At 69.0% G+C, this 15,429-nt stretch carries 9 protein-coding genes; 7 read left to right on the forward strand and 2 right to left on the reverse strand.

Features of this window, described 5'->3' with window-relative positions; genetic code table 11:
• The first annotated feature begins 179 nt into the window (after positions 1-179).
• Positions 180-6,560 carry a hypothetical protein gene (locus ACIRGA_RS13760; RefSeq protein WP_400940508.1) on the forward strand — a complete coding sequence of 2,127 codons (6,381 nt, stop codon included), beginning with the start codon at positions 180-182 and terminating at the stop codon, positions 6,558-6,560.
• 195 nt (positions 6,561-6,755) lie between these two features.
• Positions 6,756-7,406, forward strand: coding sequence for a maleylpyruvate isomerase family mycothiol-dependent enzyme (locus tag ACIRGA_RS13765; protein WP_400940511.1), 651 nt, complete (start codon positions 6,756-6,758; stop codon positions 7,404-7,406).
• Here ACIRGA_RS13765 and ACIRGA_RS13770 read toward each other — a convergent pair.
• Positions 7,397-7,726: a rhodanese-like domain-containing protein gene (locus ACIRGA_RS13770; RefSeq protein WP_016335231.1), complete on the reverse strand. Its 330-nt coding sequence runs from the start codon at positions 7,724-7,726 to the stop codon at positions 7,397-7,399. The genes ACIRGA_RS13765 and ACIRGA_RS13770 overlap by 10 nt on opposite strands.
• Positions 7,727-7,807: 81 nt before the next feature.
• On the opposite strand from ACIRGA_RS13770, the gene ACIRGA_RS13775 reads away from it, so the two are divergent.
• Genes ACIRGA_RS13775 through secD form a run of 3 tightly spaced genes read left to right on the forward strand, consistent with a single transcriptional unit; the run spans position 7,808 to position 11,126 of the window.
• Entirely contained in the window at positions 7,808-8,383 is a 576-nt protein-coding gene (locus ACIRGA_RS13775; protein ID WP_400940515.1) for a TetR/AcrR family transcriptional regulator, read from the forward strand.
• Positions 8,384-8,413: 30 nt separating this feature from the next.
• Entirely contained in the window at positions 8,414-8,800 is a 387-nt protein-coding gene (locus ACIRGA_RS13780; RefSeq protein ID WP_400940518.1) for a hypothetical protein, read from the forward strand.
• Positions 8,801-8,855: 55 nt separating this feature from the next.
• Positions 8,856-11,126 carry a protein translocase subunit SecD gene (gene secD / locus ACIRGA_RS13785; protein WP_400940519.1) on the forward strand — a complete coding sequence of 757 codons (2,271 nt, stop codon included), beginning with the start codon at positions 8,856-8,858 and terminating at the stop codon, positions 11,124-11,126.
• Positions 11,127-11,311: 185 nt separating this feature from the next.
• On the opposite strand, the gene ACIRGA_RS13790 is transcribed toward secD, so the two are convergent.
• Positions 11,312-12,622 (reverse strand): hypothetical protein, encoded by a 1,311-nt coding sequence (locus ACIRGA_RS13790; RefSeq protein ID WP_400940521.1) that lies wholly within the window; start codon positions 12,620-12,622, stop codon positions 11,312-11,314.
• Positions 12,623-12,785: 163 nt separating this feature from the next.
• Between ACIRGA_RS13790 and ACIRGA_RS13795 the strand changes: the two genes are divergently transcribed.
• The gene (locus ACIRGA_RS13795) at positions 12,786-13,769 is read left to right on the forward strand and encodes a LysR substrate-binding domain-containing protein (RefSeq protein ID WP_400940523.1); all 984 of its coding nucleotides are present in this window, start codon (positions 12,786-12,788) and stop codon (positions 13,767-13,769) included.
• A 133-nt stretch (positions 13,770-13,902) separates the two neighbouring features.
• Positions 13,903-15,228: an alpha-lytic protease prodomain-containing protein gene (locus tag ACIRGA_RS13800; RefSeq protein ID WP_400940525.1), complete on the forward strand. Its 1,326-nt coding sequence runs from the start codon at positions 13,903-13,905 to the stop codon at positions 15,226-15,228.
• Positions 15,229-15,429 lie beyond the last annotated feature (201 nt).

Below are 15,429 nucleotides of genomic sequence, written 5' to 3' on the forward strand. Positions count from 1 at the left end.
ACGGTGTTTCATCACCCTTCCGGGGGTTTCGGGGCCACTCAATGGGTTTTATCCAGGAGACACCGCCGATCCCGCTTGCCGTCGACGATCTCGCCGACCCAGGATGACCGTGAATCGGGCTCGCTGTCCCCGCCGTCCTGACCTGGGCCGACGGAAGCGAGGGGTGAGGCGGAGGCGGCATGGCGGAACGTCGTGGGCGGATTCGGTGGCGCCGGGGAGTGGCACTGCTCACGGTGGTCGTTGTGGCCCTGCTGATGGGCGCGCCGCTGCCCGCGAACGCCCAGATCCAGCCGCGCGGAGCGGGCACCGAGCGGCCGATCGGGCCGGAGCCGGTGTACTCCGGCCTGGCACACGGCGGCATCACGATGGCCGCCAACTCCGTCGTGCAGTGCGGTGTCGGGGTCGTCTGCAACGAGTCCACGAGCAACGCGAGCGCGGTGTCGTGGATCAAGACCGACCCGGCCGCGCCCGGCAACACCGCGTCCGCGGCGAACCTGAACGTCCCGGCCGGCGCGAAGGTGCTCAACGCCAGGCTGTACTGGCAGTTCAACCCGGTCGCCAGCAACGGGACCTCCGGCGACGGGAGCAAGGGGAACCAGGTCTCCGTGAAGAGCCCGGGTACCGGTTCCTACCAGCGCATCACCGCCGAAACCTACGACTGGTTCCCCGCGACCACCACGGGCGGGACCCCGACGTTGTACGCCTACGGTGGCGCGGCCGACGTCACTTCCCTCGTGACGAACGCCGGTGCCGGGCAGTACACGGTCGCCGACATCCAGGCCTGCCAAGGCCAGTCGATCAGCCGGACGAACCTCGGCTGCTGGGGTGGCTGGTCGCTGGTGGTGGCCTACGAACTGCCCAGCGAGCCGCTGCGGTACCTGCAGGTCTGGGACGGGATGCAGGTGGTCGCGGGCGGGAGCTCGCCGAGTTCGGCCACCATCGCGCTGAGCGGCATCAAGGCTCCGACCTCGCGCGAGCCCAATGTCGAACTCGGCATCGTGGCGGGTGACGGCGACGCGCCCATCACCGGCGACTACCTCCAGGTCGGACCGGACGCCTCCAGCCTGCAGACGATCGCCATGCCCGCGCCCGGTGGCGTGGCGACCAACAACGCCTTCAGCAGCCGGATCGACCGGGTCACGGCCACCGGTTCGGGCACGAACGTGACGTCACGTACTCCCAATCCGGTGAACAACGTCGGATACGACGCCCGCAGCGTCGACATCACCGGCAAGGTCCCCGCGGGGACCACCGCGCTCCAGGTGAAGATCGGCACCGTCGGCGACGCGCTGTACCCGCAGACGATCTGGCTCGTCACCGACGCGCTCGAACCGGACCTGCAGATCACCAAGGCCAACGACCCGGTCGGCAACACGGACGACAATCCGCCGGGTTACGTCACCAAGGGCGGCGACGTCACCTACACCTTCGACGTCGCCAACCGGCACGCCGACGGATCCGTCACCGACCTCGACACCGCGACGAACGTCGTGCTCACCGACACCCTGCCCGACGGCGTCATGTTCGTGGCGGGGTCCAATCCGGACTGTTCGGCCGCCGGGCAGGTGGTCACGTGCACCCTGCGAAACCTGAAGCCGGGGCAGTCGCAGAAGGTCGCGTTCAAGGTCAAGGTCGGCGCCTCGGTGCCGGACGGCACCAAACTCGACAACACCGGCAAGCTGACCTTCCGCGGCGAGGACACCGGACGGCCGCAGGAACGCACGTCGAACACGGTGCGGAACACGGTCGCCTCGCCCGGGTACCAGCTGACGAAGACGGTCGATCTCGCCGAGGCGATCCCCGGCGACACCCTGACCTACCAGGTGACCCTGCGCAACACCGGCGTGATCCCCGTTCCCGCGCTCACGGTGCGCGACACGTTGCCGCCGGGAACGACCTATGTGTCATCCACTCCGTCGAAGGGAACGGCGTCCGGTACCGGGCCGATCGACTGGGCCGTGAACGGTCTCGCGGTCGGGGAGACCGCCACGCTGACCGTGCGCGTGAAGGTCGAGGAAGCCGCGATCGGCAAGGAACTGGTGAACCGCGCGAACGTCCCGACCGGACCGCCGCCGGTCGTCCCGCCGGACAACCGCTGCCCGGACGATCCCGCGGCCGCGTGCGCGAAGACCAAGGTGCCGCCGCCGTCGTACACGGTGACGAAGACCGTGGACAAGGACTCCGCCGACCCCGGCGACACCGTGCGCTACAAGGTCGTCGTCGCCAACACCGGCAAGGTGACCGCGGCGGACCTCAAGGTCGTGGACGATCTGACCGGGGTGCTGGACGACGCGGTCTACCAGAACGACGCCACCGCCTCGTCCGGTTCAGTGTCCTATGTGGAACCGAAGCTGACCTGGACGGGCACGCTCGCGGCGGGGAAGAGCGCGGAGTTCACCTACTCGGTCAAGGTGAAGAACCCGAACACGGGCGACAATCGCCTCAAGAACGTGGTGACGTCGGAGACGCCGGGTGGAAACTGTCCGCCGGGTTCGACGGATCCCAAGTGCGGCACCGTGACTCCGGTGTCTGGGCTGCTGATCGAGAAGTCGGTCGACAAGCAGTCTGCGAATCCGGGCGATGTCGTGAAATACACGGTGACGGTGACGAACATCGGTCAGACAAAGTTGACCGGTGCGACGTTCACCGATGACCTGACGCAGGTTCTGGACGACGCCGACTATCAGAACGATGGTGCGGCGTCGATCGGTGGTGTCACGTATGCGGCGCCGAAGCTGACCTGGACCGGCGACCTCGGTGTCGGTGAGACCTCCACGGTGACGTACACGGTGAAGGTCAAGAACCCGAACACGGGCGACAATGTGCTGAAGAACGCGGTGTCGTCGGAGACGCCGGGCGGGAACTGTCCGCCGGGTTCGACGGATCCGAAGTGCGGTACCACCACGCCAGTTTCGGGGTTGTTGATCGAGAAGTCGGTGGACAAGCAGTCGGCGAATCCGGGCGATGTCGTGAAGTACACGGTCACTGTGCGGAATACGGGGCAGACCAAGGTTTCCGGTGCGACGTTCACGGACGACCTGACGCAGGTGCTGGACGATGCGGATTATCAGAACGATGGTGCGGCGTCGATTGGTGGTGTCACGTATGCGGCGCCGAAGCTGACCTGGACCGGTGACCTCGAAATCGGCGCCACCTCGACGGTCACGTACACGGTCAAAGTCAAGAACCCGAACCCCGGCGACAAGAAGTTGTCCAATGTGGTCACTTCGGGGACGCCGGGCGGGAACTGTCCGCCAGGGTCCACGGATCCGAAGTGTGGGACGACGACTCCGGTGTCGGGGTTGTTGATCGAGAAGTCGGTGGACAAGCAGTCGGCGAATCCGGGTGACGTGGTGAAGTACACGGTCACCGTGCGGAACACCGGCCAGACGAAGCTGACCGGTGCGACGTTCACCGATGACCTGACGCAGGTGCTGGACGATGCGGATTATCAGAATGATGGTGCGGCGTCGATTGGTGGTGTCACGTATGCGGCGCCGAAGCTGACGTGGACCGGCGATCTGGAAATCGGTGCCACCTCGACGGTGACCTACACGGTGAAGGTCAAGAATCCCAACACGGGCGACAACGTGCTGAAGAACGCGGTGTCGTCGGAGACGCCAGGTGGGAACTGCCCTCCGGGATCGACCGACCCGAAGTGCGGGACGACCACTCCGGTTTCCGGTTTGAAGATCGAGAAATCCGTGGACAAGCAGTCGGCGAATCCCGGTGACGTCGTGAAGTACACGGTCACCGTCACCAATACCGGGCAGACCAAGCTGACCGGTGCGACCTTCACCGATGACCTGACGCAGGTGCTGGACGACGCCGACTATCAGAACGATGGCGCGGCGACGATCGGTGGCGTCACGTATGCGGCGCCGAAGCTGACCTGGGCCGGTGACCTGGAAATTGGTGCCACCTCGACGGTGACCTACACGGTGAAGGTCAAGAACCCTGTCCCGGGCGACAAGAAGCTCATCAACACGGTCACTTCCGAGACGCCGGGCGGGAACTGCCCGCCAGGTTCGACGGATCCGAAGTGTGGCACGACCACTCCGGTGTCGGGATTGAAGATCGAGAAATCGGTCGACAAGCAGTCGGTGAATCCCGGTGACGTCGTCAAGTACACGGTCACCGTCACCAACACCGGCCAGACGACGATCTCCGGCGCGACGTTCACCGATGACCTGACGCAGGTTCTGGACGACGCCGACTATCAGAACGATGGTGCGGCGACGATCGGTGGTGTCACGTATGCGGCGCCGAAACTGACCTGGACCGGCGATCTCGGTGTCGGCGAGATCTCCACGGTGACGTACACGGTCAAGGTGAAGAACCCGAACACGGGCGACAACGTGCTGAAGAACGCGGTGTCGTCGGAGACGCCGGGTGGGAATTGCCCGCCGGGCTCGACTGATCCGGATTGCGGGACGACCACTCCGGTTTCGGGACTGGAGATCAAAAAGACGGTCGACAAGCAGTCCGCGAACCCTGGTGACGTCGTGAAGTACACCGTGACCGTGCGGAACACCGGCAAGACGAAGCTGTCCGGTGCCACGTTCACCGATGACCTCACGAAGGTGCTGGACGACGCCGACTACCGGAACGACGGCGCGGCGACCATCGGCGCCGTGGTCTACGCGGAACCCGTGCTGACGTGGACCGGCGACCTCGGCATCGGCGAGACGGCGACGGTCACCTATTCCGTCAAGGTGAAGAACCCCGGCGACGGCGACAAGAAACTGTCCAATGTGGTCACCTCGGAGACGCCGGGCGGGAACTGCCCGCCGGGTTCGGCCGATCCGGACTGCGGCACGACCACCCCGGTGTCCGGACTGCTCATCAAGAAGACCGCGGACAAGAAGTCGGTCGACCCCGGCGACACGGTGAAGTACACGATCACCGTCACCAACACCGGGCAGACCGAACAGGCAGGCGCGACCTTCACCGACGACATGACCGAGGTCCTGGACGACGCCGACTACCAGAACGACGGCGCGGCGACCATCGGCGGCGTCACGTACGCGGCGCCGAAGCTGACGTGGACCGGCGACCTGGGCATCGGGCAGAGCTCGGCCATCACCTACACGGTCAAGATCAAGAACCCGAACCCTGGTGACAAGAAACTGTCCAATGTGGTCACTTCGGACACCCCGGGCAACAACTGCCCGCCGGACTCGACCGATCCGAACTGCGTCGCGGACGTGCCGTCCCGCGAACTGACGGTCAAGAAGACGTCGGACAAGCAGACCGCGAACCCGGGCGACGTCGTCACCTACACCGTGACCGTCACCAACACCGGCAAGGTCCCCCTTGTCGGCGAAGACGCCGCGCGGGTCACGGACGACCTCTCCGAGGTGCTGGACGACGCCGACTACTCCGGCGATGCCACGTCGGCCCCGGTCGCCGGGACGTTCGCCTTCGCCGCGCCGAACCTGGTGTGGGTGGGCGATCTCCCGGTCGGGGCGACGACCACGCTGAAGTATTCGGTGAAGGTGAAGAGCCCGGTGACGGGCGACCACGAACTGCGGAACACCGTCAGCACCAACACCCCTGGCACCTGCCCGCCGCAGTCCGACGACCCGGCGTGTTCGACCGTCACGCCGGTGCCCGGGATCTCGCTGGAGAAGAAGGCGGACAAGGCCACGGCGAACCCCGGCGACGTCGTGAAGTACACGGTGACCGTGCGGAACACGGGCAAGACGAAGCTGACCGGTGCGACGTTCACCGACGACCTCACCGAGGTCCTCGACGACGCCGTGTTCCAGAAGGACGGTGCGGCGACGATCGGTGCGGTGACCTACGAGGAACCGAAGCTGACCTGGACCGGCGACCTGGAGATCGGGCAGACGGCGACGGTCACGTACAGCGTCAAGGTGACCAAGACCGACGGCGACGGCAAACTGACCAACGTGATCACGTCCGACACTCCGGGCGGAAACTGCCCGCCGGGCAGCAAGGATCCGAAGTGCGGCACGACGACACCGCTGTCGAGCTTGAAGATCAAGAAGACGGCCGACAAGACGGAGGCGAAACCGGGCGAGGTCGTCACGTACACCGTCACGGTGGAGAACACCGGGCAGGCCGTGGTGGACGACGCGACGTTCACCGACGACCTGACCCAGGTGCTGGACGACGCGACCTTCGACGGCACCGCGAAGGCGAGCACGGGAACGGTCACGTACTCCGCGCCGAAGCTCACCTGGAAGGGCGAGCTGAAACCGGGGGAGAAGGCCACCGTCACCTACGCGGTCACCGTGCGGAAGCCGGCGACCGGTGACCACCGCCTCCGCAACGTCGTCACGTCGGACACGCCTGGCGGCAACTGCCCGCCGGGGTCGGCGAACCCCGACTGCGGCACCGACACCCGGGTCCCGCCGACGCCGCCGACGCCTCAGCCGCCGGAGAAGCCGAACCCGCAGCCGCCGAACACCCCGCGTCCGCCCGGCCTGGCCGTGACCGGCTCACCGGTGAAGGCGATGACCGTGCTGGCGCTCGGGATGCTGGCGATCGGCGCGCTGCTGCTCCTCGCCGGACGGAGGCGCCGGGAGTCCTAGGAGCCACGGGCGGTTCGGGTCGCGACGCCGCGCCCAATGTGGCATTGGGGACGCTGACCGTCCCCAATGCCACATTGGGCGCGCGGCGTGAGCGTGGACAGATGGCTGCCGCCGGAAAATTCCTCCAAGATACCGATGATTCCGCGTCGCCCCGGGAGTCTCACCTCCGGACAACGACGATCGGAAGGACTCCGGATGACGGACTCAGGAGCGAAGGCCGAGGTCTGGCCGCTGATTCACGCCGAGCGGGCGGCGCTGGCGAACGACCTCGCGGAGCTCACCGAAGAGCGGTGGGAGACGGCGTCGCTGTGCGCCGGGCTGACGGTCCGCGAGGTGCTCGCGCATCTCACCTCGGGGGCGAGCCTCACGCCGCTGAGGTGGATGGCCGGGGTGATCCGCTGCCGGTGGGATTTCGACAAACAGGTCGCCATGCGGCTGGCCGAGCAGCTGGGGGACGACGGCGCCGAGACGCTGGAGCGCTTCCGCCGCGTGGTCACCAGCACGACCAAACCACCCCTGCCGAAGATGGCGGTGCTCGGCGAAACGATCGTGCACGGCGAGGACATCCGCCGTCCGCTCGGAATACGCCGTGACCACCCGATCACCGTGCTCACCGCTCTGGCCGGGTACTACCGGGGCTCGGACATGGTGGTGACGGCGAAGGGGCGCATCGGCGGGCTGCGGTTGCAAGCCACCGATGGCCCCTTCGCCGCCGGATCCGGGCCGCTCGTCTCGGGCACGACCCTGGCGTTGATCATGGCCATGACCGGGCGGACGGCCTACCTCGCCGAACTCGACGGCGACGGGGTCCCGATCCTGCGGGAGCGCGTCCCCGCTCAGACCTGAGACTCGAGGGGCAGGCCCGCGCCGGCCCAGTCCTCGATGCCTTCCCGGTACTTGCGGACGTCGGTGTAGCCGAGGGCGGTGAGCCGGTCGGCGACCTGTCCGCTGTTGGGGCAGGCGGGGTTCGAGCAGTAGGTGACGATGGCGGCGCCGCGATCGGGCAGCACGGTCGCGGCGTGCGCGTCGACATCGGCGAGGACCAGGGGAACGGCCCCGGGCAGATGCTGCTTGGCGTAGTACTCGCCACCCAGTGCGTCGACCACCGTCACGGTCTTCGCGTCGATCGCGGCCTTCAGCTCGTCACGGGTGATGAGTGCGGTCATGTCGCTACCTCCAGTTAATCGGACTATAGTCCGCATGTGCCTCACGACCATAACGGACCGCAGTCCGCTTCTGCAACCTCGTTGGATCTTCTGCGCACGCCGCCGCCCAAGGAGCGCGCCGACGCGGCCCGGAACCGGGCGGCGATCCTGGACGCGGCGGCGGCGCTGTTCGCCGAGCACGGCGTCGAAGCGGTGTCGATGGATCAGGTGGCGGCGGCCGCGGGCGTCGGCAAGGGGACGCTTTTCCGCCGTTTCGGGGACAAGGCGGGGCTGGCCGTCGCGTTGCTGGACGCGCGGGAACGCCTGCTCCAGGAAGAAATCCTGCACGGGCCACCGCCGCTGGGCCCTGGCGCTCCGGCGGCCGAACGGCTCGTGGCCTTCGCCGACGCGTACGTCGATTACGTGCTCGAACACCTGCCGCTGGTGCGAATGTCGGAAACGGCTGCGCCGGGGGCGCGATACCGCATCGGGGCTTACCGGTTCTGGCACCGGCACGTCGCGATCCTGCTCGACGGCACGCCCGACCCCGAGCACGCCGCGCACGCCCTGCTGGCCCCGCTGGCGGCCGAGCATCTGACCGCGTTGCTGCCGGAACTGGGGGAGGACCGCGTCCGCGCCGGGATCACGCGCCTGTGGCGGGCGGCCGGATCCCAGTAGGGTGTCGGCGAGAACCCCGGGAGTGTGTCGATGATGGTGGAGAGCCGCAGGACGGCCGGGCAGGCCGTGCCGGTGCTGCTCGCCGCCGTGCTGACCGCGCTCGGCCTGTTCTTCGCGCTCCATTCGGGCGGTTCCGCTTCGGCGGACGAGTCGCGCGGGGCGAACGCGACGGTCGATTCCTCGGTCTCCAAGGCCGTCGCGCCGGTGCGCGCCGCGGGCAGGCTCGCCGCCGAACCCGCGCTCCTGGGTGTGCACGGTCACGGTGATCTGCCTCTCTTCGGGACCGTCCCGCACGGACCCGCGTCGACGACACTGCTCCGCCTCAGCGAACTCCACGACGACGTCACTCCTCCCTCGCGCACGGCGAACCGCCTCGCGCTGGGGGACCGCGCACCTCCTTTCCCGGTAGCCGTCTGACGCTCACGGGCGCGTGTTCGCGTGCCCGAACCGGGAAATCACCAAGGAGAACTTCGTGCCGCGCGAAACCGCGCGGCGAGGCATGACCGGGCGAGCCGTCGTCTCGCTGGTCGTCCTCGCCGCGACCGTGTACCTGTTGCTGACCACCGCCCCGAGACTGGGGCTCGATCTGCGTGGTGGCACGCAGATCGTGCTGGAGACCAAGGATTCGCCCACCGTCACCGCCGACGCGGAGACCACCGACCGGACGCTCGAGGTGCTGCGCCGCCGGGTCGACGCGCTCGGTGTCGCCGAGCCGATGCTGGCCCGCTCGGGAGACAACCGGATCATCGTCGAACTGCCCGGCGTGCGGGATCCACGCGAGGCCGTCGAGGTGATCGGCCGCACCGCGCAGCTGTCCTTCCATCCCGTGCTCGCCCCTGGTGCCGCGGACTCTCGTGTCCTCAACGACGAGAGCGGGCAGCCGATCACGCTGGGACCCGCCGCGCTGACCGGCGAAGGCGTCGACGAGGCACTCTCGTCGGTCGATTCGCAGGGCGGCGGCTGGCTCGTTTCGGTTGATTTCAAAGGGGATGCCGGCCGTGCCTGGGAGCGGTTGACCGGGCAGGCCGCCTGCTCGCCGCCGGGTGATCCCGCTCGCCGGGTGGCGATCGCGCTCGACGACAAGGTGATCTCGTCGCCGCAGGTGAGCCCGCAGGTCGCCTGCGGGGTCGGGATCGTCGGCGGGAGCACGCAGATCACCGGGAGGTTCTCGCCAGCCGAGGCCAAGGATCTGGCGTTGCTGATCAACGCCGGCGCGTTGCCGACGCCGGTCGAGATCATCGAGCAGCGCACCGTCGGCCCCACCCTCGGTGCCGCCGCCATCGACGCCAGCGCCCGCGCCGCCGTGATCGGGCTGGCGCTGACCGCGTTGTTCCTGCTCGCGGTGTACCGCCTGGCCGGGCTGATCGCCGTGGGCGCGCTGGTGGCGTACGCGGCCGTGTCCTATGCGGCGCTGCTCGCCGTCGGCGCGACGCTGACCTTGCCGGGGCTCGCCGGATTCGTGCTGGCCATCGGCATGGCCGTCGACGCCACCGTGCTCGTCTTCGAAAGGGCGAGAGAAGAACACTCGGTCAAACGGGGCGGCTCGCTGCCGCGGTCGGTCAGCCGCGGGTTCAGCGGCGCGTTGTCGGCGATCGTCGATTCGAACGTGACCACGCTGCTCGCCGCCGGTCTGCTGTTCTGGCTGGCATCCGGCCCGGTGCGCGGCTTCGGGGTGACGTTGTCCATCGGCGTCGTCGTCGCGTTGTTCATCTCGCTCGTGCTCACGCGGTTGCTGCTGCACCTCACGATGCGGGGCGTGGTCGCGCGCAGATCGCGGCTGTCCGGGCTCACCCACGAGGGCCGGGTCCGCCGCTGGGTGAACCGCCGCGATCCCGGGTTCCTCGGGAAACCCCGGCGCTGGCTGATGGTGGCGGGCGCGGTCGTGATCGCCGCGATCGCGGGACTGTTCGTGGCCGGGCCGAACCTCGGCGTCGAGTTCACCGGCGGCAGGGTCGTCGAGTACAGCACTTCGGCGCCCGCCGACGTCGAGCGGGTACGGGACGCGGTCTCCGACGCCGGATTCCCGCGCGCCGTCGTGCAGACGTCCGGCGAGAAGGACATCTCGGTCCGCACCGAGCCGATCGACGAGGACGCCACCGAACGGATCCGGGCCGCCGTCGCGTCCGTCGCGGGCGACGCCACCGAGATCCGCGACGAGCAGATCGGCCCGAGCCTCGGCGCCGAACTGCGCACCAAGGCGGTGATCGCGCTCGGCCTCGCGGTGCTGGCGCAGCTGATCTACCTGGCGGTGCGGTTCGACTGGCGGCTCGGCGTGGCCACGGTGGCCGCGCTCGCGCAGGACGTCCTGATCATCCTCGGGATCTTCGCCTGGCTGGGCAAATCCATGGACGGTGTCTTCCTCGCCGCGCTGCTGACGGTGATCGGCTACTCGGTCAACGATTCGGTGGTGGTCTTCGACCGGGTGCGGGAAGTGCGGGGGCAGCGCCGCAAGGAACCGTTCTCGCGCGTCGTCGGGACGGCGGTCCTGCAGACGTTGCCACGGACGATCAACACCGGGATCGGCGTGCTGTTCGTCCTCGGGGCGCTGCTGTTCCTCGGGGACGGATCGCTGGCCGACTTCGCGCTCGCGCTCCTGCTCGGTCTCGTCGCGGGCACAGTGTCCACAGTGGCCACTGCCGGTCCCGTCGCGATCCTGCTCGACGAGCGGTGGCCGGGGGCCGGGCGTCCCGTCCGCAAGGCGTCGCCCGCACGACAGCGGGACGACAACGGCGCGGTGGTGTGATCGGCGTTCCTCGTCGCGCACGGCGAAGGTGTCGGGGGGGGGGGGGGGGGGGGGGGGGGTATTGGCGCAGCAAGGGTGTGGGGGCCCCCCCCCGCCCCGCGCCCCCCCCCGGGCGTGGCCCCCCCACCCCCCCCCCCCCACCCCCCCCCCCCACCCCCCCCCCCCCCCCCCCCCACCGCCGAAGCTCAGCCGCCCGCGGGCTCCACGTCGTCCACGGTCAGGTCGTGCGGTTCGGCGCTGTTCCACAACGCCTCCGCCTCGCCGAGGAACGTCCGGTACGCCGCGCCGTCCGCGGGCTGCAGGACGAACTTCGGCTCACCCGCGGCCTGGTAGGTGTAGTACTCGGCGAACAGCGCCGAGCCGGTGGCGATGACGCCGATGGCGATGGGATGCGTGACGAGCCGGACGGAGAGGTCGCCGCCGGTCGAGCGGCGCAGTTCCGCCAGCACCCGCAACGTGTGAAGGACGCGCTCTCGCGCGCTTTCCGGCGAGCGCACGGCGTAGTAGCGCGCGGCCGCCGTGTCGATCGCGGGCGAGCCCGGGTCGATCAGCGCGAACCGGATCTTCGTCCCGGCGCGCAGCCGTTCTTCGAGTTTGCCGTAGTTGTTGTTCACCAGGGTGTTGCGGGCCATCCCGGTGACGAGCAGTTCGCTCGCGCCGTCGATCGCCTCGGCGAGCCCGGGGCCGAAGTCCTCGCTGAACACCGGACGGCGTGCCCGCGTGAGCTGGTCCGCGGCGGACAGCGGCCAAGGCGTGCCGTCCTCCCACAGCCGTTCGGCCTCGTCGGCGAAGTAGCGATACCAGGGAGCGTCCTTCGGTTCCACTGTGAACACGGGAGCGGCTTCACCGACCGGCCGGTGTTCGTAGTGCTGCACGCAGATCAGGCCCCGCTTGCTCGAGACGTCGAGACAGTTGAAGCCCGCGGACGGGATCCGCGACGAGACCCTGATCTCCAGCCTGCCGCCGGTCCTGCCTTTCAACGAAGTCAGTTCGTCCAGCGTGGCCAGGATCCGCAGCCGCGTCCGCCCCTGCCCGTGACTGGGGGAAATCCGGCGATCGGCGACTTCGACGATCGCTTCGTCGGCCGGATCCAGGACGAGTACCCGGATCCGTCCGCCCGCTTCGAGGATCGACCGGATGTCGCTGCGCATGCCCTGCACGGTCCTGGTCATCGAATGGCCGATGAGCAGGATGTCGAAGGCCGCCGCGCGCCGGGCGATGAGATCCGCCGGGAATTCGGGTTCGAAGAGCGTCGCGGGGCCGCCGCGGCCGGCGTCCCGGACCTGTTCGGTCAGCCGCCGCGAGCGGATCTGGGAGAAGGCGAGCAGGGCCAGCAACGCCGTCACCACGGAGGAAAGCGTTTTGACGTCCGAGATCCCGGTCGCGCCCAGGACGGTGAACGCCAGTGCGACGGCGCCCAGTACGTACAGATCCAGGTTGTCGTCGGTGATCACGCGCGCCAGCGATCGCCGGATCCGTCCACGCTCGTCCGCCACTGAACCCCCTCGTCGTCGGTTGCGTGGAGACAGTATCGGCCGGACGGCCCCGGCATGTCCGGGATTGCTGACATCGATGGCATTCCGCGAACCAAGCGATACGAAGCCATTTGGCTCAATCGTTTGTCTGGTCCAGTCCAGTTATGTCTACTAACGTAGAGGGATGGAGCTGGAACTGCGCCACCTGCGCATCATGTGCGCGATCGCCGAACTCGGGAGTATCACCAAGGCGGCGAACACGCTCGGAATGGCGCAGCCTGCACTGACAGCACAACTGAAGCGCATCGAACGGACCCTCGGCGGGAAGCTGTTCCTGCGCGATCACACGGGGACCCGGCCGACCGCGCTCGGCCTCCTCGTCCTCGACCGGGCCAAGATGGTGCTCCCCGCCGTGTCGTCGCTGCACGACGAGGCGGCGCGGCTCGCCCAGCACGCGGGTACCGGTGAGCCGGTGACGCTGCGGCTCGGCTCGGCGACGGGGCCGATGCTGGGGGCGCTCCTGCAGCGCCTCGGCACCACCCATCCCGACATCCATGTCGCCACGCATACGTCGTGGTCGGCCAACAAACTCGCGGACATGACCGCCGAGGGCGCGCTGGACTTCGCCTTCGTCGGCGTCTGCGGTGACGCCGCCCCGCCGCTGGAGCCCGGTCTTCGCTGGCGGACGCTCGCGCATCATCCGGTGTTCGTGCTGATGTCCGCGCGAGACGAGCGCGCGCACCAGAGCGAGATCGAACTCGGCGAGCTCGCGGACGAACGATGGTGCGCGACGCCGGGCGACGGCTGCTTCGGCGACTGTTTCGCGTCCGCGTGCGCCCGGTCGGGATTCACGCCGCGTTCGTTGTACGAGACCGATGTGCTGACCTGTATCGAGATGGTCGAATCGGGACACGCGGTGGTGTTGTGCCAGCCGCTGTTCCACGAGATCCCGGGTATCGTCGCGGTCCCGATCGCGGGGAATCCACTGAGCTGGCGGAATCTCGTCGGCTGGTCGGAGCGCGGCGAGATGGGCCCCTTCGCCGCGGAGATGATCGCGCTGTCCCGGGCGGTGTACGGCGAACTGATCGACCGGCGGCCGACCTACTCGAAGTACCTGGAGCTGAATCCGGGTTATGGCGTCGACTACACGGACGCGGGAGTGGGCTGACCTGCGCGGAGCCGGTCGAAAGGTCCAGTCCACTGGGTGGATATGACCTAAATGGTATGTACCATTCGTAGCAGGTGCCTCGTACGGTCTGGAACGAGATCTTCTTCCGGAACGCGGTGAGGAAACGCCTGAAATGAACCGAAAGATCGTAGCGGCCGCCGCGGCGGCCCTGACCGGCGCGGGCCTGGTGACGGCCGTCGCGCTGACGCCGAGCGCCAGCGCCGGCCAGGCCGCCCCGGCGGCGGACCAGGTCCAGCCGGAGATCGTCGCCGCCCTGGCGCGCGACCTGAAGATCAGCCCGGATCAGGCGAAGACCCGTCTCGCCGGCGAGCAGAAGGCGGCCCGCGCCGACGGCGACCTCAAGTCCCGGCTCGGCCCGTCCTACGCCGGATCGTGGCTCGACGCGGACGGCACCACGCTCACCGTCGCGGTCACCGACGCGGCGCTGGAGGGCGTCGTCCGTGCGGCGGGCGCGACCCCGAAGACGGTCGCCCGGAGCGCCGCGCAGCTCGACGCGGCGAAGTCGTCGTTGGACGCCAAGGGAACCAGCGCGCCGAAGACGGTGCCCGGCTGGTACGTCGACGCCACCACGAACTCGATCGTCGTCCTGGCGAACCCCGGTGGCGAAGCCGCCGCGAAGTCGTGGGCGACCGCTTCCGGCGTGCGTGCCGACGCGGTGCGGGTCGAGGCCAGCACCGAAAGCCCGGTCCCGCTGATCGACGTCATCGGCGGCAACGCCTACACCTTCGGTTCGGGCCGGTGTTCGATCGGTTTCTCGGTCGAGGGCGGCTTCGTGACCGCTGGGCACTGCGGCACCACCGGCACGCGGACTTCGAACCCGAGCGGCACCGTCGGGGGCTCCAGCTTCCCCGGCAACGACTACGCGTGGGTCCGGGTGGACGCGGGCAACACCCCGCGCGGTCTGGTGAACCGCTACCCGGGCACCGTGCCGGTGGCGGGTTCGCAGGAGGCCGCGATCGGCGCGTCGGTCTGCCGCTCCGGTTCCACGACGGGCTGGCACTGCGGCACGATCCAGCAGAAGAACGCTTCGGTGAATTACCCGCAGGGCACCGTTTCCGGCCTCACCCGGACCAACGCCTGTGCCGAGCCGGGTGACTCCGGCGGTTCGTGGCTCGCGGGCGACCAGGCGCAGGGCGTCACCTCCGGTGGCTCCGGCAACTGCAGCTCCGGCGGCACGTTCTACTTCCAGCCGATCTCGGAGATCCTGAGCGTCTACAGCCTCCGCCTGGTGACCTCGGGTTCGAACCCGCCCTCCAGCACGACGCCGACCACCACGACGTCGAACAACCCGCCCGGCGGAACCTGGGCGGCGGGTACCACCTACGCCGCGGGCGCGACGGTGACCTACGACGGCGTTTCGTATCGGGCCCTGCAGGGCCACACCGCACAGGCAGGTTGGGAGCCGCCGAACGTCCCAGCGCTTTGGGCGCGCGCCTGACCGCCTAGCCGTCCGGGCCACACGCAGGGGTGCGCCCGGACCCGACCGCCCCCGACGTCGTCCGTGCGTCGGGGGCGGTCCCTCTTTCGCTGAGGTGGTGGGGGGGGGGGGGGGGGGGGGGGGGGGGGGGCGGGCCCCCCCCCCCCCCCCCCCCCCCCCGCCCCCCGGGGAGCTGGACGAGAAGCCACCCCCCCCGCCGAC

Origin of the sequence: Amycolatopsis sp. NPDC102389, from assembly GCF_044765885.1 — a bacterium.
Taxonomy (GTDB): domain Bacteria; phylum Actinomycetota; class Actinomycetes; order Mycobacteriales; family Pseudonocardiaceae; genus Amycolatopsis.

Coding starts and splice junctions, on each gene's coding strand:
- ACIRGA_RS13780 (WP_400940518.1), top strand. CDS start 8,414: ATGATGGTGGAGAGCCGCAGGACGGCCGGGCAGGCCGTGCCGGTGCTG.
- ACIRGA_RS13760 (WP_400940508.1), top strand. CDS start 180: ATGGCGGAACGTCGTGGGCGGATTCGGTGGCGCCGGGGAGTGGCACTG.
- ACIRGA_RS13765 (WP_400940511.1), top strand. CDS start 6,756: ATGACGGACTCAGGAGCGAAGGCCGAGGTCTGGCCGCTGATTCACGCC.
- ACIRGA_RS13770 (WP_016335231.1), bottom strand. CDS start 7,726: ATGACCGCACTCATCACCCGTGACGAGCTGAAGGCCGCGATCGACGCG.
- ACIRGA_RS13800 (WP_400940525.1), top strand. CDS start 13,903: ATGAACCGAAAGATCGTAGCGGCCGCCGCGGCGGCCCTGACCGGCGCG.
- ACIRGA_RS13795 (WP_400940523.1), top strand. CDS start 12,786: ATGGAGCTGGAACTGCGCCACCTGCGCATCATGTGCGCGATCGCCGAA.